This window comes from Blautia sp. 1001283B150304_161114_C9 (genome assembly GCF_015668165.1).
GTDB classification, from domain to species: Bacteria; Bacillota; Clostridia; order Lachnospirales; family Lachnospiraceae; genus Blautia_A; species Blautia_A wexlerae.
The window spans coordinates 15,627-41,666 of the sequence record NZ_JADPGO010000023.1 but is presented as its reverse complement, the minus strand read 5'-3'; the positions used below and the strand labels follow the sequence as shown (position 1 = coordinate 41,666).

The window sequence follows — 26,040 nt, the reverse complement described above, 5'->3', positions numbered from 1 at the left end:
AGGCAGATATACAGCGGACTACCTGTGGTGTGGGAACCTGCCATATCTGGCATGGAAAAAAGCGCATGACTGCGCATATCCTAAGTTACAGGCGTATCCGCCGATATTTAGCCTTGTCGCTTAAAGCGGCTGAGGAGCATGTGACTTTAGTCATGTGAGATCCACCATGGAAATTGCGGAATTCCTTCTGACAAATGCAGGAGCAGTAATTATAAGGGCTTCAAACGGCAAGGAGGCTGTTGAAGCATTTGCAAAATCAGGTGTTGGTGAGGTCAATGTAATTCTGATGGATATTATGATGCCAGTTATGGATGGCATGGAAGCTACCAGAGAAATACGTACAATGAACAGAAGTGATGCATCTGCTGTTGTGATTATAGCTATGACCGCCAATGCTTTTACAGAAGATAAGACTAAAGCACTGAAGTCTGGAATGGACGATTATCTTACCAAACCACTGGAGTCAGAAAAACTGATTCGTGCCTTAAGTAGATATAAACACAATTAACAGTAACGTTCTTATTAGCTCGATTCAGCCATAGAAACATGGCGTAGTACGAAATATTATGCGTAAATTTATAAAATGGAACAGTAATTCAGACAAAGAGGGGGCATATCAATTGGACAATGATATGCCCCTCTTCCGATGTTTGTTAACTGATGCATTTTGTTTATATATTCCCTTATTTTGTACATGGATTCTTTTATATGGAAGGTTTATAGTGAATGAAAACTATATGAGTTTCCTTTTTTGCTGTTACAAATCAGTTACAACTGCAATACAGAATTTAATGTATAATTAACCTGTGAAAAGATATTTATAAAAACATGTGAGGTAATAATTATGAAGGCAAGAATTCTTGTGATAGAAGACGAAATGTCGATCAATGACCTGCTATGTATGAATCTGGAGATTGCAGGGTATGAAACAGTAGGATATCTGGATGGAAATGAGGCATATGAAGCAATTATTCAAGATCATGCGTTTCAGTGTGCACTTGTAGATATCATGCTTCCCGGAAGAGACGGCTATAGCCTGTTACCGAAATTGAAGCAATATGAAATTCCCGTAATATTTCTTACTGCAAAGGGAGATATCGCGAGCAAGATAAAGGGATTAAAAGACGGTGCGGAAGATTATATTGTAAAACCATTTGAAATGCTGGAAGTGATGGTTCGTCTTGAAAAAGTACTGGAACGTAATGGCACTGTACAAGAACAGATTCAAATTGGTGATGTCATCATTGATACTGCTAGTCGTACTGTTACAAAAATGGGCATGGAAATCTATTTAAAGCCAATGGAATATAACTGTCTCATGGTGTTCGCCAAAAACCCGAATAAAGCACTGACCAGGAATCAGATTCTGCAGGAACTGTGGAATGAAGAGTTCTGCGGAGAAACAAGAACTGTGGATGCACATGTGGGTCGTATCAGGAAAAAACTTGGCTGGCAGGATAAGATTAAAACAATTCCCAGAATCGGTTACAGACTTGAGGTGGATTTATGAAACTCTTAATAAAGATCTTTTTTCAGACTACATGTATTATTCTGTTGGCATCGTCAGGGATCTTTCTCTATACCACTTATTGTTGGAAAAATCAGAGTATACAGAATATCAACAGTTATGAAAGCAGTATATTCAGAACAAATATCTTACAGTTTGAAAATAAAACAAGCCTTTCTGACAATCAGAAACAGAATGCCGACAACGAAATGCGCCCCCAAATAGTTACTTATGCTTTTCGGCAGGTTTTTCATGACAGCGCGGTTTTATATCTTGATGGAAAAATGACCTATAATGGAACTGTTTATGAATTCGATGTAAAAAAGTTAAGAGAATTATGTGCAAGTAAGGCAAACATGGTGGATCATGGCAGCAACAGTGATGGTCATGGCCCTATGATCAGTCAGATAAATGGAAGGACACTTTTGTTATTTTACTATGGCAATGTAAATATGGGATATCAGATTGTTACTTATAAAGATATAACAGATGTAATAGAAAAAAGTCATCTGCTGTTTTTTCAGACGGGTGGATTTACTTTATCTTTGATCGTGGTGATGGGAATTATCCTTTATTTGAGCCTTAGAAAAATCACAGCACCGCTTACAGGCCTAAGAGAAGCTACGCTTCTTGTTTCTGAAGGTATTTATGATTTTAAAGTACCGTCAGAGGGAAATACAGAACTTGCGCAGATAGGTGCAACCTTTAATTTTATGACAGGTAAAATAAAAGAACAAATTGAAAGTCTTTCTAACATAAACCGGACACAAAAACAGCTTATTGGAAGTCTGGCTCATGAGCTGAAGACCCCAATGACTGCAATCATAGGCTATGCAGATACATTGCTTACTGTGCGCCTAACCCCAGAAAGGCAGGAGAAGGCTCTGATTTATATTGAAAATGAATGTCGCAGGCTGTCAAGACTTTCTATGAAAATGCTGGAATTAACCGGACTCTACGAAGCTTCGGAAGACTCATTCAATCCAGCTGAAATACAGGTGGATAACTTCCTGAAAGAAGTAAAAGAACTTATTGATTGCAGGCTTCAAGAAAAAAACATCTCTCTTGATGTATTTTGTGAACCAAAAGAATTGGTAAAGAAGTTTGATCAGGACTTAATGATAAGTGTAGTGACAAATCTAATTGATAATGCAGTCAAAGCTTCCAGGAAAGAATCTAAAATTGTGCTTGAGGCAATCCCAGACCATCTGATGGTTCAGGATTTTGGAAAGGGAATACCGAAAGAGGATCTGGAAATGGTGACGGAACCATTTTATATGGTAGACAAATCTCGTTCCAGGGCAAAAGGAAGTGTAGGGCTCGGTCTTTCTTTATGTCAGAAAATTATAGAACTGCACGATTTCCAACTGAAGATTGAAAGCAATCCGGGAAAAGGAACTACCGTCTCTGTTTTCTGGTAATCACACTAACGTTTACATATCAGTTACAAATCGCGAAAGATTTGGTGTAATGCTCGATGATATACTTATAACAACCTTAGAAAGGAGATATTACCAGAAATGAGAAAAAACATAAAAAAGTTTGCAGGAATAGTGCTTTGTATTGGAATGTTTACAGGATGCGCACAGACCCCGGATTCTTCTTTGGTAAAGCCGAAGGGGAGCAAGGCTGTAGATGCTTATACGGAAGCGGATGATGTTAGCGGTTCTAAAGGAGAAGCATCTGAAAGCAAGAACGATGACGGTTCAGAGTCAAAGACAACCATCAGGAATCTCATTGATGCTCCTCAAAATTATAAAAGCCATGTGGAAGATGACAGTGCCAAGCTCGTGGTAAATACAGATGCAAGCGTAGAAATTCCGGAAGTGGAAAAGATATCTGCTATTTCTGTCACTGCGGCAGAAGTTACCCAGGAGCTTCTCGACCGTATTACAAACGCATTCTTCTCAGAGGCAAAACTTTATACCCTGGATAGTTATTATGTGAAGACAAAGGATGAAATTAAAAAAACTCTGGATGAACTAAAAGAAGACGTTGCTAACGGAAACCTGGATCCGTATAACTATGGAACAGACGATGATGGGAATTATGTCTATGATATCTATGAAGATATTGAGACATGGGAACAGGAATACGAAACTGCTCCGGAAAAGAAAACCCTGACAGAGGCAAAACCTGTTGCCGGAAATTATTTCAGTTGTATTGCACAAATGCCAGACGATTCACAATACTACTATATGATATCTTCCGATGGCTCCGATACCTTGTCAGTCAAGATCAAGAAAGCAGCAAACAAGGGCGGGGAAAAAATACCGGAGGATGCAATGTGGTGTGATTACGGATATTCTGAAGAGGAAGAAAAACCCACAGAAGAATCTATCGGGCTGTCCCTAGATGAAGCAAAAAAACTTGTAAAGGAAAAAGTTGAAAAAATGGGCATCACAGATTTACAGTTTTCTAACTGGAATTACGCGGTGTGCAAAAGTTTTGAAGGCGATAATAGTTCAGGTAATTTTGGAAATGGATATAGAATTGATTATGCACGTACCATAAATGGTGTGCCGGTAACTCAGACAATTGCAGACGGTGGGGCATTGGAAGATATGGACAGCACGATGGAAACATGGTCTTATGAAAGTCTCTGTTTCTATGTCGATAAAGATGGCATAGAAAGCATGACTTATTCAAATCCCTACACAATTGGTAACATAAAGACAGAGAATTTAAATCTTCTTTCATTCAGCGAGATTATGAAAATTTATGAAAAAATGATGGTGGTAACAAACGCTGATAATATGCAATATGAAAATTCCAGAGTCTATAATATTGATCGGATCGTTCTTGGCTATGCCAGAATATATGAGCCGTCTACTGACGCACACACAGGTATTTTGATCCCCGTCTGGGATTTTTTCGGCAGCATGACTTCAGAAAGTGAATATAACGGAGAAACAGAATCAAATACCAGTAAAGATCCAAATGAAAGTTTCCTCACCATTAATGCCGTGGATGGCAGTATCATAGACCGGAATCTGGGTTACTGACATGAGACAGGTATTTGGAATTGTAAGGTACAATTTCTTCGGATTTTTACGCAATCCCAAAGTTATTTTTATATTTCTGTTAGAATTTGTACTTAGTTTCCTGCTTACAGGCAGAATCATGGTTGTAATGGATACCTACGATACACCGGTACAGGCCATTGAACCATTTATCTGGACATTTGGGGATGGGATAGCAGTACTGTCCAGTTCGCTGCTCTTGCTTCTTATGTTTTCTGACCTGCCGAAGATGACACCTATTACTCCATACCAGCTGACCCGGACAACCAAGAGGAAATGGCTTTTAGGTCAATTCATTTATGTTATTCTTGTAACTGTTTTATATACGGTTTTGATGCTGCTGTTTACGGCCGTGCTGTGTATGAAAAAGAGTTATCCAGGTAACCTGTGGAGCGAAACTGCGGCCATGCTTGGTTATTCAGAATTAGGAAAAAACCTGCAGGTCCCTTCTACAGTAAGAGTCATGGAAAGTATTTCACCTTATGGCTGTATGCTGCAGGTTTTCTTCCTGTTGTTTTGTTATTCGCTGACCTTAAGCTTTGTAATCCTTGTAGGAAATCTCTATAAAGGGAAGACTAAGGGTATGATTTTTGGCCTTCTTTACAGTGTATTTGGTTTTTTATTGGACCCGAAAGTACTGGCTGCAATTTTACATAAAGAAAAATACGAAATGTATCAGGTAAATGTATTAATCTGCTGGATCAGTCCTCTGAACCAGGCAGTATACGGAAAACATAACTTAGGTTATGACCCATTGCTTCCGAAAATCACGCATTCCTACATGTTTTTTCTGGGTATTTTAGTTCTTCTTGCAGTTTTTGCAATTAACCGGATGAAAAAATATACCTTTGAATTTCTTGGAGAAAAGACATGATCGGAAGGGGGAATACCTGTGTGGGGTGAAACAAAACGTATGTTATTTAATAAGAATTTTCTGGCAGCATGGCTGATAGCCTGCATTTCCATCGCCATTGGCCAGACTTATCCCAGCTTAAAAAAAGCACTGGCATGTGGTACTTTTATCAGTATACTGGAAGGTTCCTTAAAAAGTCAGGCAGTATCTTTTGCCATTCCGGTAGCGGCCGTATTGCCATGGAGTGATTCCATTCTGCAAGAATATAAAAGTGGATTTTTAAAGGAGATACTTCCCAGAACGACCCGCAGACAGTATGTCGAAGGTAAAGTCTTTTCTATTATGATGTCTGGTTTTATGGTCTGGACATTAGCTATATTAACGGTACTTTTTATCAATTTTATTGTGTTCTATCCGCTGGAGATACAGGGTGCTATTCAGAAAGAAGCACTTCTGGACTTGCTCATGAAGGCATTCCGGACAGGACTTATCGGAAGTATCATAAGTACTTTCGGTGGAAGCTGCGGGATTTTATGGGATTCTGCTTACATGGTATATGGAATCCCTTTTGTAAGCTTCTATTTCGGAATTATTCTTCATGACCGCTATTTTAAAAATCAGATATGGTTTTATCCAGTAGAATGGATACTGGCTGATAAAAATTGGGGACCGGACAAAATAGGAGTTTGGCTATTTCTACTGTTGTTTTTATTCGTAATGCTGGGAATTCTGGGAGGTGTTTTATATGGAAGATTGGAAGAAATCTGAAGGGACATTTAATCTGGCCTGTGATCCGCAAAGAGCAAGTGGAATGATGCAGAACACCTGCGTAAAAATAGAACACGTGACCAAACGTTTCGGTGAAGACATCGTGTTACAGGAAGTAAATCTTTCCCTGAAAACAGGGAACGTCTATGGGATTGTTGGAAATAACGGTTCCGGAAAGACCGTTCTTATGAAATGCATCTGTGGGTTTCTTCCTGTAACTACGGGTACTATTTTTGTATTTGGAAAAAAAATAGGCCATGATGTGGATTTTCCTGAAAGTCTTGGAGTTATTATCGAGACTCCCGGTTTTCTTACACAATATACGGGCTTTAAAAATCTGGAGATCCTGGCAGACATGAATGGCCGGATTTCGAAGGCCGATATCCGCATAGTCTTAAAAAGGGTAGGATTGGATCCGGACATGAAGAAACCAGTCGGAAAATATTCCCTTGGAATGCGTCAACGCCTTGGTATTGCACAGGCCATTATGGAAGATCCTCTGTTTTTGATTCTGGATGAGCCGTTTAATGGACTGGATAAACATGGCGTGGAAGAAATAAGAGAACTGCTGCTGGATTTAAAAGCAGCAGGAAAAACCATTTTGCTGGCAAGCCATAATGAAGAGGACATCAGAATCTTATGTGACCACGTATATGAAATGGATGGAGGAATCTTAAGAGAAAGGACTGCCTGATAATGAGAAATTTATTTGTAAAAACGGCATTAGTATTGTGTACGACAATAATATTTCTTCCAGCTACCGTTTTTGCCACAGAGCCTCAAAACACGGAGATTACATCTGCTGAAGAAGGATTTACGGACTCAGATCCGTCCGTATCTTATGAGAATGACAACTCGTTAACCCTTGATGAAAAAGAGGATGATTCTACGAGTACCGAACCTCCGGCAGAGGATGAAAAGACTCCTGATAAAGCTGATACCGATAAAGAAAATCCGGATCCGGATATTTTTACATCAGGAGATGACTTTGGTGATGGTTCTAAATCGAATCCTTTTCATGTTGTAATAGACAGTGATAATCCGGAGGACGGTGACGCCCCGCAGATAACAGATCCGGTTATAGACAACGGAGGGTATTCGGGCGGTGGGGGAGGAGGTAATTCAACATCAGACTCATCAAGTGAAAAAATATTACATAAACCGCAGGTATTATTAGAAGACAGCAATCTTTCAGGTGGACGATTGGAGGCTGGTTCTACAACAGAAATGTCGCTGACATTTCGAAATAAAAGCTGCAGTCAAAATGTATTTGGTTTAAAAATTTCCCTTTCTACAGAGAACAAAGGAATCGAATTTGAGAAAAACTCTTTTTATGTACAAGTCCTGGCTCCTGGTGAAGCAATTACTTTGGAACAGATGATTACTATAACAGAAAACTGTGATCCTGGCCAGGCTGTCATTACTTTTTCTCTGGATTATGAAGATTCGAAAGCAACGGCAACTACCGGTACAGAATTACTGTCTTTTCAGATCATACAACCGGTTCGTGTTAAGCTGGAAGCTTCAGATATTCCATCTGTTTTATACACTATGGATACAGTAGAGATCCCGGTAAAAGCAATGAATCTCGGAAGAGACAAAATATACAATGCAAGTGTCAGCTTAAAGGCTGATGAATTAAGCTCAAACGATACTGCATTCTTAGGGACCATAGAGGCCGGAGATTTATCCCAGGGAAGTCTTCGCATATATGTAAAAGGAAAAACAGGAAAATGTGCAGGTCAATTAATTCTTACGTATGAGGATGCAGATGGCAAATCATATGAGGAAGAAATAAAATTTGATTCTGAAATCAAAGAAACCCAGATAAAATCTTTAAAGGTTGAAGATGACCAGGAGAAAAGCAATAACTGGTGGTATTCCATAGCTGCAGTTGTTGCAGTACTGCTTATTTCCATAATCCTGATTCTGGTCAGAAAGCTTCATAAGAAAAATATCCTTCTTGAAGAAGCGAGAAAGGCGGCTTCTCATTGAAAAGAAAAAAAATAGACAGCTTTACCTTATTTGTCATACTTCTGCTGGCATTGATACTTACATTATTAGGAATGCTGCTGGCAGGCATGAAAGAAGAAAAACGGCAATTTACTGTGCTGCTCCCACTTGGAGATCTGGCTTATGATGAAGATTTTTTGCAGAAAGCGAAGAAGATAAAAGGTATAAAAGAAATCTGGCCAGTCATAGAAGTCCCGGTTGTCATCAAAATTGAAGATTATACGGAAACAACGACTTTTTCAGGAATTGATATGAATGCGTTTGGAAAAAATCCAACTCAGAATGAACTGGGGAAGATGCCTTTGTTATTGCTGGGAAATGGTTCCCTACGGGATATGAAAGACTATAATAATCATGCCATTTCAAAAAAACAACAGAAAAAATTTTTAGAGATGGGTGAAAACCTGAATATTTTTTATTCCCTGGATGAAAAAGAGAAGGAAACTTCCAAAGCCACGGATGATCTTACCACTTTGTCCGGCAATTCCGCAGGAGAACCGCAAACCTCATATATGCCCTGTAAAGCCGCTGTAGTAATAGAAGGCAACGAAATCTACATACCCATTTCCCAGGCACAGGATCTCTGCAGAGAAATAGGAGAGCCTTCTGAAATCAGTAAAGTATATCTAAAAATAAATGGAAAAAATAACCTGGAGAACGCAAAGAAAATACTTTCAGGAATTTAGCATAATATATAGCAAGAATTCTCCTTCCTATGCAATGAACAGAGATTTCGCTTTTAAGCTATAAATGAGCAAGTTCGTGATTTTGAATAAAAAAGACACCTTAAATCGTTTGTGTTGTACAATGAAAGTAAACAAACATTGCAACATTTACGAAAGAAGGTGTCCATCGCAAATACTATACGTCATTCTACATTCACACCAGTTTAAGAAATTAAATTTATGCAGATCTTTTTTGAACAGAGTGATCGGTCATCTCATGAGTATCCTGATCAGTATCTTTATCTCAGGTTACCATGGAAAGACTACCGACTTTGCATAAAACAGTTCCTGCCATAGAACTACCATCGCACATTTCCTCAATTCCGGGAAATTATGCATATCTTGGAGTTCAGCAGTCGGACTATATAGATTTGTTTTCAAGTGATTCCGTTTCTCTTGATAAAGACAAATACATTTCAGAAATAAAAAAAGATATGAATGAACTCGGATATGACACAGAAAATCTCTCTTTCCAGGCGATTCCGTTAAGTGTAGATGCAATGAAAAAACTAAGGGATCAGGAATTAAATAATGGTTTATTAGAAAAAGGAAAAACGAACGAACCAACGTCAGAAGATGAAGCTTATTTTATCTATGCCTATCAGGAAAATACCGGGATTCCAGTATTCCATGAATTGATGAGCGTAGCAAAGCAAATGTCAGATGATTCTCCAGATAATGCACCTGTACAGGCCATTTATTCTGCTCGTGGACTGGAGAGTTTAACGATAGATTATATCTACAACTTTAAAAATGAACAGAATACGGTAACTCTGAAACCTTTTGATGAGATTGCATCAGTAGTAGAGGAAAAATATGACAACATGTTAAACGATGTAAATTATGAGGTTACACGAGCAAAATTATATGAACATGTTTACACTGGTGAAGATCAGAAGTATGCAGAAGAACCGATATGGTATTTTGAAGTGATGGAAAATGGCAGCAACAAAACAGTAATGCTGGTCAATGCAGAAACAGGCAAAGAAATTAATTTGCCATCATAAAGGAGAGTTGGTATGGATGGTTCAACAATTCCCTACTATGTAGTGGAAGAAAGAAAAAAACTGAACAGGTGTATAGAAGAAGCACCGAATGATTATGAAAAGGAAATATACCGGGCAATCCGCAATATGCCGGTTCCATATGAAAAATTAAATGAAATCTTAGAGAACAGCAGAGATATTATCACATCCAAACAAAACAGAAAAGCGAAAAACAGAAAATTCTTTGCCACTGGGATACCAATTATTTTTATGATTCTGGTGGTCGCTATATATACTCTTCTGAATAAACAAGGGGATGATTGAATGGAAAAGGAAAGATACCTAAAAACAGATTTCAGGCGATTGCTAAAAAATATCCTCTGTATCTGGCGATAGCCGGTGTAGCAGTCTCTTTCATTTTTTCTCTGGAAAATTATGCTTTTGAAAAAGGCATGGTAAATTTTAATGTTATGGACACTTATATATATGCGGTTGAAATGTCCGGGAAGATGATTGCATATGCGTTTTGTGCTTCTGCTTTTGCTGCTGTATTCTGTGAAGATCTTGAAAATAAATATCTACGGTACAGTATTGGACGGGGAAATTTAAAAAAATATGTGCTTTCAAAAGTAATCGTGATCTATGTATCCTCCATAATAACAATGATTTTAGGAACACTTTTATTTATCATGTATTTACGGCTACAGCTTCCCTGGACATCTGATCTGGCAACGTCAAGTATATCGGGCATGTATCATGCAATCCGGGTTGGACGGCAGAAATGGGGATTGGGGCAGATAGGGGGGATTTTTTTTCGTTCACTGATAATGGTGCTGATAACGATTGCCTGTACAATCCTTGTGTTACTGCCAAAAGTAGAATGGAGCAATGAATGGGGAAAGCTGCTGAGAACTGCGGCAACTACAAATGCTCTTTCAGAATACCAGAGCAGTGTGCTCATTTATTATGATATCTTTTCAGAATATACGCCCATTGAACTTATCTTGCTTGAAATCCTGCTCTGTACTCTGATCTGCACATTTGTTGGTGTTTTGATGTTTTTGTTTAGCTTATACATTAACAAGATTATTGCGGTTGCCGGAGGGCTTGCGCTGGCGATTGCCTTGTTTCCGGTGTTAAATATGCATCCGTTAATCTGTTACAAACTGGCCCGTTTTGTCCCCACCGTATGGGCAGAGTTAGCAAGAATCGCAACAGTAGATCATACCTATTACTGGTTACCGTCCCTGTCATATATGGTAGTCTTCCTGTTAGTCGGGATAACTATAATGACTGGTCTTATCATGCATAAGATCAGATATATGCAGTTCAACTGGGAAAACGAGGATATATAGGAGGAATAACTGCTGTGAATGAAAAAAAGTATATCATAGAGGTATCACATGTCAATAAGAATTTTAAGAACAATAAAGTCTTAAAGGATGTCACGCTCAGATGTGAAAGTGGTCGGATATATGGGCTGGTCGGACATAATGGATCCGGGAAGACAGTTTTATTTAAGACGATCTGTGGCTTTCTGTCCTGTGATGAAGGAACGGTTTCTGTAAATGGAAAAGTAATGGGAAAAGATAAGGACATGCTTACAGAAGCAGGTATCATTATCGAAGATCCTGGGTTCTTACGAAACTGGAGTGCTTACCATAACCTTGAATTTCTGTACACGATACGAAATAGACCAGATAAATCATATCTGCATTCAGTGTTAAACACAGTTGGATTTGATTCGAAATTGAAACGCCCGGTTGGAAAATTCTCGCTTGGTATGCGGCAGAGGCTGGCACTTGCCCAGGCTATTATGGAAGATCCACCAATCCTGATCTTGGATGAGCCAATGAATGGCCTTGATAAAAATGGTGTAGCAGAAATCCGGGAGCTTTTGCTGAAGATGAAGAATGAAAATAGGCTGATTATACTGGCAAGTCATAATCGGGAGGATATAGAGATTCTATGTGATGAAGTATATGAGATGGAAGATGGAATACTTCGGAAAATAGTCAAAGAGTAAGAAAAAATATTTCGTATACGATAATGTATGTTCCATACTTTATCTATAAGAGAGAACAGAAATAAAGTACAATACAGTAGACAAATGCAACCAGTTCTCATTTTGCCAGAGTGTTTTGGCAGAAAAAGGCTGGATGAGTAATGCCACATAACAATCGCCTCGACTACGAATCTGAAAAATAGCAAGATTACATGTCCCCTATAGTTTTACCTCATACTTTCAAGATACAGAAGATAGGTATTTTTAAATTCGGAATATTTTTATCGTATGTATGATCACCTTTCTTACCTGAGCTTCAATGGCAATAATATGGGAATATGGAACAGTATATATTCCATCATGAGTTTCTATCGGAATCTTTTGAGTCATAGTGTTGTAATAAGCTAATGCGTCCTGAAAATTTCTGAGGAAGCGTTTTTTATCCAAAGGCTTTGAAAGATAGCGGAATACGTGAAAATGCATTGTTTCATCCAGATACTCAGAATAAAAAGCGCAAATTGAGATATGATAGTGAACTCATGCACAGGTAAAGTAATAGACTGGATGGTTAACTGTAATGTGATTGGCTCTTGCCTGTTACTGTTCCTGTGCACTTTTATATGTACAAGGCTTAAATATAGCTGGTTGCTGCTTTTGATTGCAGCTATTGGAATAATAAGTTTGATACGGTTCAGCCGATCGATACACTAAAAAAGAACCGTGTATTCCGGGAGGGGACCATTTCCTGCACCAGTGCATGCATTTTTTTATTCCAGGTACGGTCTGGTTCGTTCTCTATGCTGGCTTTCAGATACCGCAGTACATGGGCAAGGCATTCCTGATGATCTGCTCCATAATTATAAAAGGTAATATCATGGTCATGGACAAGGATCCCCTGATAGTCTTCTGTAACCGTACCCTTTACTCCTTCGTGTCCCTTTTTCTCGCGGGCAAAGTACAGGGCTTTTCCGTCCGGTGTTGCATAGACATATACCTGGCAGCTCTTTCCGTTTTCCCTGGCATTTGTACAATCTGTATGCATAACAGGGGAAAGCAGCATATCTGCATAGGCAGACCTGCGTTCAGGCTCAGTTTTTAAAGCAAACTCCGGTTTAGTCTGCTTATCATGCCTTTGGAAATATTCAGTTTTCCACCCGTCAGGTCGGACAGAAATGCCCTGTTCTTCTTCCAGTCTGGATGCCGCTTCATAAAACTGATGTCTGAAAACGGCTGCTTTATCCAGTGCATCCTCTCTTTGCTTTTCTGCATTCAGTGCACGGATCTCCATTTTTCGGAGTTCCTGCGCGGACCTTTTTTGTGCCTTTTCAAACTCCCGGAGCATATCCTCCAGTACCTGAAACCAGTAATTGCGCACACGGATCGTTTCTTTGTGCGCATCTGCAAGTTCTTTTTTCAGCTTCTCAATCTTATGTTCATAAACGTTGTACTCTTTCTGATGAAGTTCTTCTAACTGGATATATCTTTCACCAGATTCCAGTTCTTTGTTTCTGCGTTGTGCAGCTTTCAGCCGACACATGAGAGTGATATGATCATAAGTATCAGGCATACGTTTTCCTCCGGTACAGTCCTGCTAAACACTGCTGACGATATCTGTGATCTTTGAGATATGATCCTCGAGATATTCGATCAGCTCTTTCTGTTTCTGGATGAATTTCTCCTGGATCTCGATCTGCCTGAGATAGCCGTCAAGAAGTTCATCACGTTTTTTTAGTTCCTGTATAAAATCAATCTCCATAAAAACAACCTCTCTTTCTTGAAAAAAGTATAGCAGAAATGCAGGAAAAAAGCGAATTTCCGGAAATGACCCATTGGGCAATCTGACTGTGGATAAATCTCCATTATAAGATTGGAAATGAGTAGATATAAGGCCTCTGTCTGAAAGAATGGATAGGATTCGGTGTATAACTTTTGTGAAAAAGAACAGCAGAAAAAACTATAAATACAGTTTTTTCTGCTGAAGATAATTATCCACAAAATAGAGAAAATAATTTCGTCACTTTTTACAATGACTTATACATACCTTTGAACAGTAACAAACTAAAAGCGAAATCTCTGATGAGAATGGAAACAGCTATACAGAAATAGACTGATATGATATAATAAAATCGTTCCTACATTTGTAGAAAGAGGGAGAATGAGAGCGTGAAAAAAACATATCAGAGACTTCCAGAATCAGAATTGGATATTATGCTTGTTCTTTGGAATAATACACCTCCGATGAACAGAATGGAAATTGTAGCAGCAGGTGAAGGTGATGAAGAATCCAGAGTCCTTTACAATAACGGAGACGGAACCTGGATCGATGAGAACGGAAATCTTCATGAAGAGTAAATGAAAAGAAACGTTTTCCGTAAGCAAATAAGGGAATGGAAAACATTTCTTTTTTTATAAAATGTTATATGAGATATAAAAGCTATTTTGAAATATAAGTATTTGATAAGAAAGACATTTTTATTTTACAACAAACAGACATTTTTATGATAAAATATCGGTAAAAATAGTTTGGGACTGTAACAAAAGTCGTTGCAGTGTCTAAACTACATCAAATGGATACGGAGGAAAAAATGTGCGGGATTTGTGGATTTACAGGTTACAGACAGGATCAGAAGACAGTAATTGAAAGGATGATGAAGGCCATTGAACATAGAGGCCCGGATAGTGAAGGCTCTTTTTGCAGGGAGAAGATTACGCTGGGCTTTCGAAGACTTAGTATTATTGATTTAGAAGATGGGCAGCAGCCTATGGAAAGTGCGGACGGAAACCTGCATATTGTTTTTAATGGGGAAATCTATGATTATAAGGAACTGCGGGCAGAACTTGAGGCTTCCGGCATTTCTTTCTGTACCCATTCTGACACGGAAGTTCTGGTAAATACCATTCAACAGTATGGGGAGAAGGCACTGGATAAGCTCAGGGGAATGTTTGGGTTTGCAGTATGGAATGAAAAAGAGCAGACTTTGATGCTTGCAAGGGATTTCTTTGGAATTAAGCCTGTGTACTATGCCGAAATAGATGGACACTTTGTATTTGCTTCTGAAATTAAGAGTATTCTTGCATTTCCAGGCTATGAAAGAAAAGTAAATCAGAAGGCCCTGGAGCAGTATTTGTCATTTCAATATGCCCCTCTGGAAGAGACCTTTTTTAAGGGAATCTATAAACTTATGCCCGGACATATGCTTTTATATAAAAACGGAAACTATGAAATAAAGACTTATTTCAAAACAAAGCTTACACCTGGCAAGTGGAACCGTAAGACGAATATGGATCAGTTGCGGAGCCAGCTTGCAGAGATTTTAAAGGATTCGGTGAAGCACCACATGTTAAGCGATGTGGAAGTCGGCGCGTTTTTATCCGGGGGAGTGGACTCCGGGTATCTGGCTTCTGCCTCCGGTGCAGATCAGGCATTCACAGTGGGATTTGATGAGGGAGACCGATATAGTGAAGTAAACAAAGCTGCTAAAGTGGCAGAAAAAGCAAGCTTGAAACACCATGTGAAAATCATATCCAAGCAGGAATTCTGGGATGCCCTTCCAGATGTGATGTATCATATGGATGAACCACTTGGGGATGCCTCTGCAGTTGCACTTTATTTTCTTTCCAAAGAGGCTGCCGGACATGTTAAGGTAGTCCTTTCCGGGGAAGGCGCAGATGAACTTTTCGGTGGATACAATATTTACAGAGAGCCTGAAGCATTAAAGAAAGTTGCCTGGATTCCGTTCGTGCTCAGACGCACTGTCAGAAAACTGGCTGCAAAGCTGCCAGACGTGAAAGGACGGGATTTCCTTATCCGCGCAGGAATGAAAGTAGAAGAACGCTTCATCGGAAATGCATATATTTACTGTGAAAAAGAGAAAGCACAGATTTTGAAAAATAAAGTAACAGGACCTTCCACGCAGGAATATTTAAGTCAATTTTATGAAGAGCTTGAGTCAGAAAACAGAGGCTCACTTCAAGACATGGAAAAAATGCAGTCTGTAGATCTGAACTACTGGCTTCCTGGCGATATTTTGCAGAAAGCAGATAAAATGAGCATGGCACATTCCCTGGAAGTCAGGGTACCATTTCTGGATAAAGAAGTTTTTAACTTTGCAGCAAAGCTTCCGAAAGAAGCCAAGATTGCAGCAGGTACAACCAAATATATTTTCCGTAAAGCTGTTTCAGAATTTCTTCCACAGGAAACCAATGAACGGAAGAAACTTGGTTTCCCCATTCCAATCCGTGTGTGGCTGCGGCAGGATGACTGGTATCAGATGGTAACAGATTTATTTACCTCGAAAGAAGCAGAAGAATTTTTCCATACAGAGAAACTGCTCCAGCTCCTGAACGACCATAAAAATAAAAAAGCAGATAACAGCCGTAAAATCTGGACAGTTTTAACATTCCTTATCTGGTACGATAGATTTTTTACTACATGTTCGAAGTGAGAGAGTTGGTTATGAGACGGTAATAATAAGAAAAAATAGAAGATAGGTATTAAGCTTTCGTATAGGAAGCTGCATGTCAATCCATGGTTTATGAAGAGCAGACTTCATCATAACTATTTGAATAATTTATCGAAAGAAGGAAAAAATGAAATTATACCACTACCGTTCAATAAGCAGTGCATTATTAGAAATTGAAAATGGCACTTTTCATTTTGCATCGAAAGAAGAGTTAAATGATCCGTTGGAAGGGTTTGTACGTGTTTTCTGGCAGGGAGATAAGATGGCCTGGGAGGGATTGTTCAGACATTATATATATAGCGTAGCGCGTGCACTGGAACTCTATATTCTGAAAGCCGATGATGAAACGTTATATCATGGTACTTTGGTTGCAGATGTTCATTGCTATAAAAATAACTTTTTTGAGAAAATTTTATTGAAATTAGGAGAAGAGTTCATAACGGATACAGATGTACAAAATCTGGCAGGAGTTTATGGTGACAATTGTTTGAAAGTATCAGAAAAGGAACTTCAATATATTCTTTTTTATATTCATAATAATGCACTAATTAGGTGTCTGGAAGAATTTAAGAAAAATAAATTTGTACCTGCAGAGGAAGCTGAGAAACAGATTAAACTTCTTAATTTTTCACTTTCTGTGGAAAAATTAGTAGATGCAATAAAGAAAGTCTTTTCTAATGAAAAAATGCGTGTCCAGACAATTGAATCTATGGAAGAAATATTCGAGGAAATGAAGGAATTCTCCTATATAATGAAAGGTGCAGAAAACGACATATTTCTTCATGGTAAAGGCTCTGAAGAACAAATATATAATAATGATGGCAATTCAGTAGTTCAACAGCATAGAAAGTGGTTAATTGTTATGGCTGATTTTCCAAAAGTGTTTGTGGCTCAGTTGAGGGATATGATATACCCCAAAAGCTATGTTGTTTGTTTTTCTAAAAAAAATGATAATTCTGCTATGTGGGGAAACTATGCAGATTGTCATAAGGGTGTATGTCTGATTTATGATACAGGTGACGAGGCAAAACTTAAGGTAGGAGGGCGACATATTCCTCTTGATGTAAGAGCAATTTCTTATGGTGGAGAGTCCATTGAATGTAATTTTTTCCAGACATTAGGACGATTGACTATGGTTCAAATAAGAGAATGGTTACTTGGAGTAGACGGCGTCAGTTCCTGTTATGAAGCATTTTCTGATGTAGAGGAATGGAGAAAACGTTACTGGAAGATCTATGATGCGAAAATCTATCGCAAGACAAAAAACTGGGAACATGAAAAGGAATTTAGGGTAGCTGTGTCAAATACATTTGGTGAATTTGATGTTCCTCAAAAGCAGAATATGTCATTTGATTGGAACCTTTTGAAAGGTGTTATCTTTGGAATCAGAACCAGTGAATATGATAAAAAACAGATTCTGGATAAGCTGATAAAGCATAAGGACGAATTATCAGATTTTACTTTTTATCAAGCTGAATATAGTGCTGAAGAGCAGAAAATTAAGATTCGAAAAAAGAAATTTTGGAGACTGATAAATTATAAAGGAAAAGTCGATGGCACAGAAAAAGTTTAAGGTAATTTGATATGGAAAGTATGTAACGCTCTGGCTTTATGGCTGGGGCGTTATTTTGCTGGAAAAAAGCAGATTCTGAGGATATAATATAATCATGTTGATTTTGATTCAAGATGAAAAGAATTGCTTTTAATTTTATATGAACGGAAGGGCAGTGAAATGTATTATGAGAAAGAAACAGCTGACAAGCCAGAAAAATGGCCAGCGAATGCGCGTGAACAGATTTTAGATACATTATGTGAATGTGTGGAAAAGTTTGAGAAAAATCCTTCTTATAAGACCAGAGAAGTCCTTTTGTCTTTAACATGTGAACATGATTTGAACTTAAATGAAAATTTTGGATTGGTTCGTGTAACTGAGTATGAAGTAGGAATACTGAATTTCCTTTATTTAGTTGGTAATACATATCAAATATCTTCATTAAAAACATATATATACAATATTATTGCAGAATTCCTGAAATTTTTTGTTTATAGATGCCACCTGCAAGGGGGTATTGGGATCAGATGATGGAAACAGATATTCTGAGTAAAAATGATACTTATCATGCAATAAATCCAGCATATCCAGACACATGTTGCATACATCATCTGCGATATAGATCAACCTATCCTTATCCCCTTTCGAGCGTAGTATTAGAGCTGTTTTTCTTTCAAAATCTATATCTTCCAGTTTTAATTTACGTGCTTCTGATACACGTAATCCACAGCAATAAATAAAGCGAAACAGTACTTTATATTCCTCAGCCAGTATGCTAAAACGATCGGCATTCACCTTTGGGATGTAATCATCTGCTACTGTAAAGAATTCCCTAATTTCACGTTCATTCATAACATATGGAACTCGATAACTTTTGGCGGAAAATTTTGAGGGAATGTAGCATTCACTGCCCTGTGAATTCATGTACTGAACCAGTTGCCGCAGCACACTCATACGGCTTGCACGGCGCGATTTTGCTTCATCTGCATGATAAGACAGCCATGTGTCCGATAATTCTTTTGTTATGATTGCCCTATCGATATGATTCTCTACACAAAACTTGTCAAATTGTATAAGGATGTATTTCGCTGAATCATAGATATAACCCGACTGCTTTTTCTGCTCAATTAGTCCCTGTATATCATTCAAAAAACAACTGGTAAAAATATATTCTTCAAGAATCATTTGGTTGCACCTCCCATCGGAATAGACATCTCTTTGAGAGAGTGTGCACATTTTCTCATATGCAATTCATCGTATGTAAGATATACATTTACTGTTGTTGAATCCCGGTTCCCCAATGCATCTATAACACGCTCTACACCAGCATTGTTTTTCAAAATACTTGTTGCAAATGTTTTTCTTAATGTATGAAATTTAACAGATGAACCGTCGCTGACAGTACTCAAAACTCGATTCAAGGCATTTGAACATATCTTTCCTGAAAGAATTCCGTATGGAGCCTTATGTCTAACAAATACATGCGGGTCATCACATTCAGGTCTCCCGTATTTCATATATCTGAAAACTGCATTCCCGACATCAACACTTAAGGGCAGGGAGATAGAGACTTTCGTTTTGTATTGTGTGATGGATATCTTTTTATTCATCCAGTCGATATCCGAAAGCTTCAGATTGATAACATTAGAGCTTCTAAATCCAAGTTTCAGTCCTATCATAACCATTGCAGCATCTCTAAGTTCGATTGGTGAATTACATGTTTTACGGTATTCATTTATACATGATATCTGCTCATCTGACAATATTGTAATGATTTTTCTGTGGTGAGCAAGCTTTGCCGGTATTACGCCATGTATTGTTTGATCCGCAAGATAATTATTATCTTCCAGAAATGTTATGAATTGACGTAAAACGCTATTTCTTCCAGAGGTGCCATTTACCGTGCTATGCAGATCAATCCTAAGAAATTCATTTATCAGATTTCGATTTAGATCTTCAAATGAACTTAACTTTTTTAGCAAAAGAAAATCACAAAAATTGTATACAACATATTTATAGGACCTAATGGTACCTTCACTATGGAAGCTTCTCCTAAGCCAGTCCAGATAAGCATTGACTGCTAAAGAGCACCATAGCGGATACTTCCAATCACGTGCCTTTCGAAAAGAATACTTCTTTAAAGGATCAAATTTTTGCATTTGAATCAGGATTCTACATACGATATGCTTGCTACACTGTTTACGTCATTTTTAAGTATCAAGCTGGTTCGTCTGGCTGACAGAACGGAAGAACGTGTCCTACCAGTACCGATAAGTTTTATACTGGATGAATTTCCAAATATCGGTGTTGTTCCGGATTTTAAAAAGAAACTGGCTACGGCCAGATCCCGGCGGATAGGCATGAGCATCCTGTTTCAGAATATTCCACAGCTTCAGAACCGTTATCCGGACAACCAGTGGGAAGAGATCCTTGGCGGCTGTGATTTCTCAATCTTTCTGGGCTGTAATGATATGACAACCGCTACCTACTACAGTGACCGGATCGGTGAGATTACAGTTTCAGTTGCTTCTATCCGAAAGAACTTTTTTACGATTCGTGCCACAGACTATGTGCCGGAATATTCGGAATCACGTTCCATTGGAAAACGGCAGCTCCTTTTGCCAGATGAGATCCTTCGTTATCCGCTGGATCAGGGAATCCTGATCATCCGAGGAAACAATGTGCTTCGGTTTAAGAAAATGGATTATACGGAACATGCAGATGCCGGAAAACTGAAGATGGAAAAGGTTGTGGATCATATTCCGGACTGGTACCGAAAGTGGGAAAAACAGCAGCAGGAATTTCAGATACTGGATGAGCAGGTATATGAAGCTATGGATTCAGAGTTCTGCTTGCCAAGGAATTTGGACTTTATCTGAAGGAGCAGGAGGTGGAAAAAATACTGCTTGCAGAAAGCTGCATTGAAGTATATGAAAATATAGAGGAATTTCTGGAAAAAAGCGGATGGAGACGGGATAATCCAGAATTGTGCAGTGAATGCTATTTGTTTGAAAATCATATCTGCAGAAAAATCCAGGGTAAAATCTGGTATTTTTCAAGAATACAGTACGAAAATGGATTGCGTGGAATGAAGCAGGGCTTCAATTAGAGAATACGCAGTATTTGAAGTGTGAAAGGGCGGTAATATCCTAACCAAAAGGGTGTTACTGCCTTTTTTTGTTGTGCAGAATTAAAGATGTAGGGTAGCATTTATCAGAAAAAACTGATAAAATAAAGGAGGGAAAAACGTAAAGTATCTATATGGGGAGAAACATGGAAGACAATTATTTAAAACTCTTTGGCAATATGTTTTATAACATTAAAGAAGATCAGGATAATAAGAAAATAATTGAGGAAGCGAGTGAGGTGCTTGCTTCTATTATAATAAAATATGGGGAACTCATAAATGAGATTACTGCAAGAACATCTGCACAGGATGAATTTGTAGACACAGTAATATGCCTTTTTCTCAGGAAAATAATGGAACAGCTAGATGCACTCAATATTCTTATAGATGCAGGAGCTTTTTCGCCGATGCAAGTTATTGTAAGGACATTGCTTGAAAACACCGTAGGTCTGGAATTTATTTTAAAAGAAGATACCAGAAAGAGGGCTGCTGCATATTATCTGGAACAGCATTATAAAGAAATTGAGACAGGGGAAAAGCTTTTTGCCAGAAAATCCGAAAAGAGTAAAAATGCAATTAAACTACTGGGTGAAGCGCAGTTTACGGAAGATAGTAAAAGATTTCAGCGAAAAAAAGATGCTTTTCAGCATTTGATAGATACAAATGAGCTGTTTAAGGAAGTGGCTGATGCCAGAGAGAAAGCCATAGAGTCCAAACGAAAATACTGGAAGAAAAAGAAACGAAAAAATATCAACAAAATACATATTCAATGGTATGAAATCGGAACTAATGTACAGAACTTTCGAGAGATGATGAGAGAAACTGGACATGAAAAATATTATGAGGGGATTTATGGGGGACTTTCTTATGAAATACATGCACTAAATGCTGCGCGAGCAATACAGGCAGTGGCAGATGGCCTTTATTTACAACGAATTAGAAATCCCCAAAATGGAGGAAATATATTTGCATTTGTCTGCGATTTTTCTTTGATTGCTTTAGATAAGGTATATAAATATCTGGATGATGACGAGGCAAAAAGAGCAGAATTCAAAAGATACGTTATGGATTGTCAAAAGAAAAAAGTACATATAATTGCGACTATGGATCAGATAAATATTTTGTAGAGAGACAATAGGAGGGAGTTTAATGGCAATTGATTTTAAGAAAAAATTAGCAAGCAGAACAATAACACCGAAAACTAATCCCATTGAGTTATATGGAACTTTAGACCGAAAAAGCGTTGCTGGTCCTCTTCGCCCAGCACAGGAAATTGTTCTATCTGAGTGGTATACAAAACGACGTGCAGATAAGGATTTAATTATTAAATTGCATACTGGCGAAGGGAAAACATTAGTAGGATTGCTACTTCTTCAATCTTTACTCAATTCAAAGGAGGGGCCATGTCTTTATATATGTCCTAATAAATATCTTGTCAGGCAGGTATGTTCAGAAGCGGATAAATTTGGTATTCCCTTTTGTACATTTGGTGAAAGTACCGAAATCCCAAATGATTTTCTTGCAGGTTCCAAAATACTTATTACTCATGTACAGAAAATATTTAACGGAAGATCTGTATTTGGAACAGACAACAACTATATAAAAACGGGAGCCGTTCTTATGGATGATTCACATGCTTGTATAGATACCATTAAAAGCGCTTTTACCATTTCAATAAGCAAAAGTGAAAATCCTGAAATTTACTCGAAGATTCTGACACTTTTCAATGATGATATGATTGAACAAGGGGAAGGAAGCTGGCTTGATATTCAGGCTGGAGATTATAATACTTTTATGGCAGTCCCGTACTGGAGCTGGAATAATAAGAAAACAGAAATGCTAAAGATTTTGTCTGCTGCCCAGGAAAACAGTCAAATATATTATACGTGGCCTCTTATGCGTGATCAGATAGAAAATTATTGTTGTTACATATCCGGAAGTAAAATTGAGATTTCTCCGTATAATGTTAGCATTCGTACTTTTGGTTCTTTTTCATATGCTACGCATAGAATTTTAATGTCTGCAACAACTCAGGATGATTCATTTTTTGTAAAGGGCTTAGAGTTTAGGCCAGAGGCTGTGAAGAATCCGTTGCGGAATGAAAAACAAAAATGGTCTGGCGAAAAAATGTTGATAATACCATCGCTTGTTGAAGAATCTTGTGATCATGATTTAATTGTCACTAATTTTTGCAAGAGCTCTCTTTCAAAATTTGGCATAGTGGCATTGGTGCCTAGTACGAAAAATTGTAGACAATATCAAAATTTAGGAGCAATTACGGCTACTACGGGAAATATTGTTGAGGAACTTGATAAGTTAAAAAAAGGAATTTTTTCAAAAATCGTTGTAATTAATAACAGATATGATGGCATTGACTTGCCTGATGAAAGTTGTCGAATACTGATTATGGATAGCCTTCCGTATTTTGATAGCTTGGCAGATCGCTATGAAGAACAGGCGTGTCCAAATAGTGAACTGATCAATAAACGGATAGCTCAAAAAATTGAACAGGGTATTGGCAGAGGTGTCCGTGGTGAAAAAGATTATTGCGCCATTTTAATAATTGGCTCAGAATTGGTTCGGTTTATGCGGAGTATTGCAACTAATAAATTCTTTTCACCACAAACGAGAAAACAAATTGACATTGGCATCGAAATTGCTGACATGGCGAAAGAAGATAAAACTGAAAGCCCTATAAAAGTTGTGCTTTCTTTGATAAAGCAGATGTTAGTGCGTGATGAAGGCTGGAAAGAATATTATGCTTCTGAAATGGATACGATTGTAGAAGATAATGCAGAATCACAGGTATATGACAGGCTTTTAAAAGAACGGCAGGCAGAACAATTTTTTTGTGAAGGTGAGTATGAGAAAGCTATTTCTTCCATGCAGCGATTGATTGATGGGCTTAATGTTGATGACACAGAAAAGGGTTGGTATTTACAGCAATTAGCAAGATATACATATCCGACAAGTATTGCAGAATCGATTAAAATTCAAAAAAGTGCATTTAAGAAAAATACACAGCTTTTAAAACCGAGTACAGGAATTGATTATACAAAAATTTCTTATATACACCAAGACCGCCTAAATAATATCAGAACATATATGCGGAAATTTTCAGATTATGGTGAATTGTTTTTGTCAGTTAATGCGACATTAGATAATTTGTCTTTTGGTATTGAAGCTACTAAATTTGAAGCTGCATTAAAAGATGTTGGCGCTTTACTTGGCTATGTCAGCCAGCGTCCAGATAAAGAAATTCGGAAGGGACCTGATAATCTTTGGTGTGGTTCGAATGATCATTATTTATTATTTGAATGCAAAAGTGAGGTGTCCGGAACCCGTCAGGAAATCACGAAACATGAAGCGGGACAAATGAATAACCATTGTGCATGGTTTGAAGATCAATATGGCCCAAATGCAAATGTAGACAGATTTATGATTATTTCGACAAAGACACTTTCTTATGAGGGAGATTTTACACATAAAGTTAAGATAATTCGTCCAAATAAACTTAAGATCCTGAAGGATCAGATAAAAGGGTTTATTAAAGAATTAAAACCGTTTTCCCTGGATGAGATATCTGATGATACTTTACATGAATTTTTAACGTTACATCATCTGAATGTTGAAGATTTTTCTGAGCAATATTCTGAAGAATACTACCATAAAACTAGATAAGAAATGCGAGTACAGCTAATTGGATGAACCGAAAGGCTGTACTTTTTATTTTTAAGAAAATATGATATGGAATATGTCTGTCTTTTTGTTTGTAAAATTTCTGAAAATATTCTGGTGAAATGGTAGTATGATATGGAGAATGTTAAAAAACGTAGGGGAGAACGAAAAATGAGATTGCAGGATAAATTAGTACCGTATCTGGAATATTGCACATATAGAAAGGAACTGGATCAGAAAACAGTAAAAGCATATCGAATCGATCTCAATCAGTATTTTACTTTTGTTGCTTGCGAAGAGCCAGACAAAGAGAAGATTGAGGAATATATTACAGAATTACATAAAAAATATAAGCAAAAAACAGTGAAACGCAAAATAGCCTCTGTCAAAGCATATTATAGTTATTTGGAAGAGAATGAATTGATTAAAGAAAGTCCATTTCGAAAAATAAAAGTCAAATTTAAGGAAAATTTGATTCTTCCGAGAATTATACCGCGTGAAGAGATTGAACATTTATTAAACCATATGTATGGCTGTCTGCAGCAGGAATCGGAGACGGTTTATAAATATTGCCTGAGAGATGTGGCAGTAATCGAGATTTTCTTTGCAACCGGGGCCAGAGTTTATGAGATATCAAATATACGGGCAGAAAATGTGAATCTGAATACTGGGCTGATTCAACTCATGGGAAAGGGAGCGAAAGAAAGATATGTTCAGATTGGCAGTACCTCAGTGTTGGATATTTTGCGGAAATATTATGCTGAAAACAGAGCGGCGATTAAAAAAAGTGGATATTTTTTTGTAAATGGCAGGGGCAACCGGTATACGGAACAGTCCATTCGACTGATGCTAAAAAAATATACAGCTCAGGCTGGAATAGAAAGAAATATCACGCCGCATATGTTCAGACATTCGTTTGCAACATATCTGATTGAGGAGGGAGTGGACATAAGCTGTGTACAGCGGATACTGGGCCACTCTTCCATAAAGACAACCCAGATCTACATTCATGTGGCAGCCAGAAAACAGGCAGAAATCCTACGCGATATGCATCCACGGAATAACATGAAGATCATAGGAGCAGCGTAAAGGAACGTATAAAGTTACATATATAAAATGCAGGAGAGGAGATCGGCGAAAAATGGCGGTCTTTTTTGCATACAAAAATATTGGTAAGGCATAAATATACTAAGAATAATGAAAAAATTTTATATTGGGATGAATTCAATAGAAAAATCTGGCGAGATTTGCTATAATCCAAATAAGATAATGAATGGATAATTCTTAATTATCTGTACCCAGATATCTAAGCCATAGCTCAATTACAGAATATTATTAAA

Annotated in this window: 24 protein-coding genes and 1 pseudogene; 21 read left to right on the top strand and 4 right to left on the bottom strand. The window is 37.8% G+C overall.

Annotated elements, in window-relative coordinates:
- The first annotated feature begins 166 nt into the window (after positions 1-166).
- From I4V44_RS12225 to I4V44_RS12165, 13 genes are all read left to right on the top strand, one after another.
- A complete protein-coding gene (locus I4V44_RS12225; protein WP_226840136.1) occupies positions 167-508 on the top strand; it encodes a response regulator in 342 nt (113 codons plus the stop codon).
- A 336-nt stretch (positions 509-844) separates the two neighbouring features.
- On the top strand, positions 845-1,510 hold the full coding sequence (locus I4V44_RS12220; protein WP_005423065.1) for a response regulator transcription factor: 666 nt from the start codon (positions 845-847) through the stop codon (positions 1,508-1,510).
- Complete coding sequence (locus I4V44_RS12215) at positions 1,507-2,928, top strand: sensor histidine kinase (protein ID WP_118592840.1); 1,422 nt, start codon at positions 1,507-1,509, stop codon at positions 2,926-2,928. Before I4V44_RS12220 ends, I4V44_RS12215 begins: the two co-directional genes overlap by 4 nt.
- A 99-nt stretch (positions 2,929-3,027) precedes the next feature.
- A complete protein-coding gene (locus I4V44_RS12210) occupies positions 3,028-4,512 on the top strand; it encodes a DUF6034 family protein (RefSeq protein ID WP_117627831.1) in 1,485 nt (494 codons plus the stop codon).
- Position 4,513: 1 nt separating this feature from the next.
- Positions 4,514-5,404: a hypothetical protein gene (locus I4V44_RS12205; RefSeq protein WP_117592325.1), complete on the top strand. Its 891-nt coding sequence runs from the start codon at positions 4,514-4,516 to the stop codon at positions 5,402-5,404.
- 18 nt (positions 5,405-5,422) lie between these two features.
- Positions 5,423-6,151: an ABC transporter permease gene (locus tag I4V44_RS12200; RefSeq protein ID WP_271724943.1), complete on the top strand. Its 729-nt coding sequence runs from the start codon at positions 5,423-5,425 to the stop codon at positions 6,149-6,151.
- A gap of 43 nt (positions 6,152-6,194) precedes the next feature.
- Positions 6,195-6,845 (top strand): ATP-binding cassette domain-containing protein, encoded by a 651-nt coding sequence (locus I4V44_RS12195; RefSeq protein WP_044925097.1) that lies wholly within the window; start codon positions 6,195-6,197, stop codon positions 6,843-6,845.
- A 2-nt stretch (positions 6,846-6,847) separates the two neighbouring features.
- Positions 6,848-8,146, top strand: coding sequence for a hypothetical protein (locus I4V44_RS12190; protein WP_118592837.1), 1,299 nt, complete (start codon positions 6,848-6,850; stop codon positions 8,144-8,146).
- Entirely contained in the window at positions 8,143-8,850 is a 708-nt protein-coding gene (locus I4V44_RS12185; RefSeq protein WP_243104684.1) for a hypothetical protein, read from the top strand. The genes I4V44_RS12190 and I4V44_RS12185 overlap by 4 nt, the downstream gene beginning before the upstream one ends.
- A gap of 293 nt (positions 8,851-9,143) precedes the next feature.
- Positions 9,144-9,896, top strand: a complete 753-nt coding sequence (locus tag I4V44_RS12180) for a hypothetical protein (protein WP_196002781.1) — start codon at positions 9,144-9,146, stop codon at positions 9,894-9,896.
- Positions 9,897-9,908: 12 nt separating this feature from the next.
- Entirely contained in the window at positions 9,909-10,199 is a 291-nt protein-coding gene (locus I4V44_RS12175; protein WP_055059993.1) for a hypothetical protein, read from the top strand.
- Positions 10,196-11,230: a hypothetical protein gene (locus I4V44_RS12170; RefSeq protein ID WP_118567184.1), complete on the top strand. Its 1,035-nt coding sequence runs from the start codon at positions 10,196-10,198 to the stop codon at positions 11,228-11,230. Before I4V44_RS12175 ends, I4V44_RS12170 begins: the two co-directional genes overlap by 4 nt.
- Before the next feature lie 14 nt (positions 11,231-11,244).
- Positions 11,245-11,901, top strand: coding sequence for an ABC transporter ATP-binding protein (locus tag I4V44_RS12165; protein ID WP_196002780.1), 657 nt, complete (start codon positions 11,245-11,247; stop codon positions 11,899-11,901).
- A 703-nt stretch (positions 11,902-12,604) separates the two neighbouring features.
- On the opposite strand, the pseudogene I4V44_RS18560 reads toward I4V44_RS12165, so the two are convergent.
- Together I4V44_RS18560 and I4V44_RS12155 are read right to left on the bottom strand one after the other, a co-directional pair.
- Positions 12,605-13,065: pseudogene (locus tag I4V44_RS18560) on the bottom strand (IS66 family transposase); the annotation flags it as partial.
- Positions 13,066-13,471: 406 nt separating this feature from the next.
- Entirely contained in the window at positions 13,472-13,636 is a 165-nt protein-coding gene (locus I4V44_RS12155) for a hypothetical protein (RefSeq protein ID WP_173698229.1), read from the bottom strand.
- A gap of 407 nt (positions 13,637-14,043) precedes the next feature.
- Between I4V44_RS12155 and I4V44_RS17625 the strand changes: the two genes are divergently transcribed.
- From I4V44_RS17625 to I4V44_RS12140, 3 genes are all read left to right on the top strand, one after another.
- A complete protein-coding gene (locus tag I4V44_RS17625; protein ID WP_008703624.1) occupies positions 14,044-14,232 on the top strand; it encodes a hypothetical protein in 189 nt (62 codons plus the stop codon).
- Positions 14,233-14,465: 233 nt separating this feature from the next.
- The gene (gene asnB, locus I4V44_RS12145; RefSeq protein WP_118137779.1) at positions 14,466-16,325 is read left to right on the top strand and encodes an asparagine synthase (glutamine-hydrolyzing); all 1,860 of its coding nucleotides are present in this window, start codon (positions 14,466-14,468) and stop codon (positions 16,323-16,325) included.
- 145 nt (positions 16,326-16,470) lie between these two features.
- Entirely contained in the window at positions 16,471-17,916 is a 1,446-nt protein-coding gene (locus I4V44_RS12140) for a DUF2971 domain-containing protein (RefSeq protein WP_055200754.1), read from the top strand.
- Positions 17,917-18,336: 420 nt separating this feature from the next.
- On the opposite strand, the gene I4V44_RS12135 is transcribed toward I4V44_RS12140, so the two are convergent.
- The gene (locus I4V44_RS12135) at positions 18,337-19,080 is read right to left on the bottom strand and encodes a tyrosine-type recombinase/integrase (protein ID WP_020993990.1); all 744 of its coding nucleotides are present in this window, start codon (positions 19,078-19,080) and stop codon (positions 18,337-18,339) included.
- Positions 19,077-20,054: a tyrosine-type recombinase/integrase gene (locus tag I4V44_RS12130; RefSeq protein ID WP_118137783.1), complete on the bottom strand. Its 978-nt coding sequence runs from the start codon at positions 20,052-20,054 to the stop codon at positions 19,077-19,079. Before I4V44_RS12130 ends, I4V44_RS12135 begins: the two co-directional genes overlap by 4 nt.
- On the opposite strand from I4V44_RS12130, the gene I4V44_RS12125 reads away from it, so the two are divergent.
- The 5 genes from I4V44_RS12125 (at position 20,049) to I4V44_RS12105 (ending at position 25,789) form a co-directional block, all read left to right on the top strand.
- On the top strand, positions 20,049-20,774 hold the full coding sequence (locus I4V44_RS12125) for a type IV secretory system conjugative DNA transfer family protein (protein ID WP_243280273.1): 726 nt from the start codon (positions 20,049-20,051) through the stop codon (positions 20,772-20,774). The genes I4V44_RS12130 and I4V44_RS12125 overlap by 6 nt on opposite strands.
- Positions 20,775-20,785: 11 nt before the next feature.
- Positions 20,786-21,004 (top strand): hypothetical protein, encoded by a 219-nt coding sequence (locus I4V44_RS12120; protein ID WP_020993988.1) that lies wholly within the window; start codon positions 20,786-20,788, stop codon positions 21,002-21,004.
- A gap of 164 nt (positions 21,005-21,168) precedes the next feature.
- Positions 21,169-22,149, top strand: a complete 981-nt coding sequence (locus I4V44_RS17620) for a DUF5677 domain-containing protein (RefSeq protein WP_020993987.1) — start codon at positions 21,169-21,171, stop codon at positions 22,147-22,149.
- A gap of 22 nt (positions 22,150-22,171) precedes the next feature.
- Positions 22,172-24,703 (top strand): DEAD/DEAH box helicase family protein, encoded by a 2,532-nt coding sequence (locus tag I4V44_RS12110; protein WP_117846014.1) that lies wholly within the window; start codon positions 22,172-22,174, stop codon positions 24,701-24,703.
- Positions 24,704-24,871: 168 nt separating this feature from the next.
- Positions 24,872-25,789 carry a tyrosine-type recombinase/integrase gene (locus tag I4V44_RS12105; RefSeq protein WP_182437332.1) on the top strand — a complete coding sequence of 306 codons (918 nt, stop codon included), beginning with the start codon at positions 24,872-24,874 and terminating at the stop codon, positions 25,787-25,789.
- The last annotated feature ends 251 nt before the right edge of the window (positions 25,790-26,040 follow it).

Coding starts and splice junctions, on each gene's coding strand:
- I4V44_RS17620 (WP_020993987.1), top strand. CDS start 21,169: ATGGAAGACAATTATTTAAAACTCTTTGGCAATATGTTTTATAACATT.
- I4V44_RS12110 (WP_117846014.1), top strand. CDS start 22,172: ATGGCAATTGATTTTAAGAAAAAATTAGCAAGCAGAACAATAACACCG.
- I4V44_RS12175 (WP_055059993.1), top strand. CDS start 9,909: ATGGATGGTTCAACAATTCCCTACTATGTAGTGGAAGAAAGAAAAAAA.
- I4V44_RS12220 (WP_005423065.1), top strand. CDS start 845: ATGAAGGCAAGAATTCTTGTGATAGAAGACGAAATGTCGATCAATGAC.
- I4V44_RS12195 (WP_044925097.1), top strand. CDS start 6,195: ATGATGCAGAACACCTGCGTAAAAATAGAACACGTGACCAAACGTTTC.
- I4V44_RS12135 (WP_020993990.1), bottom strand. CDS start 19,080: ATGATTCTTGAAGAATATATTTTTACCAGTTGTTTTTTGAATGATATA.
- I4V44_RS12215 (WP_118592840.1), top strand. CDS start 1,507: ATGAAACTCTTAATAAAGATCTTTTTTCAGACTACATGTATTATTCTG.
- I4V44_RS12180 (WP_196002781.1), top strand. CDS start 9,144: ATGGAAAGACTACCGACTTTGCATAAAACAGTTCCTGCCATAGAACTA.
- I4V44_RS12225 (WP_226840136.1), top strand. CDS start 167: ATGGAAATTGCGGAATTCCTTCTGACAAATGCAGGAGCAGTAATTATA.
- I4V44_RS12190 (WP_118592837.1), top strand. CDS start 6,848: ATGAGAAATTTATTTGTAAAAACGGCATTAGTATTGTGTACGACAATA.
- I4V44_RS12210 (WP_117627831.1), top strand. CDS start 3,028: ATGAGAAAAAACATAAAAAAGTTTGCAGGAATAGTGCTTTGTATTGGA.
- I4V44_RS12105 (WP_182437332.1), top strand. CDS start 24,872: ATGAGATTGCAGGATAAATTAGTACCGTATCTGGAATATTGCACATAT.
- asnB (WP_118137779.1), top strand. CDS start 14,466: ATGTGCGGGATTTGTGGATTTACAGGTTACAGACAGGATCAGAAGACA.
- I4V44_RS12155 (WP_173698229.1), bottom strand. CDS start 13,636: ATGGAGATTGATTTTATACAGGAACTAAAAAAACGTGATGAACTTCTT.
- I4V44_RS12130 (WP_118137783.1), bottom strand. CDS start 20,054: ATGCAAAAATTTGATCCTTTAAAGAAGTATTCTTTTCGAAAGGCACGT.
- I4V44_RS12205 (WP_117592325.1), top strand. CDS start 4,514: ATGAGACAGGTATTTGGAATTGTAAGGTACAATTTCTTCGGATTTTTA.
- I4V44_RS12140 (WP_055200754.1), top strand. CDS start 16,471: ATGAAATTATACCACTACCGTTCAATAAGCAGTGCATTATTAGAAATT.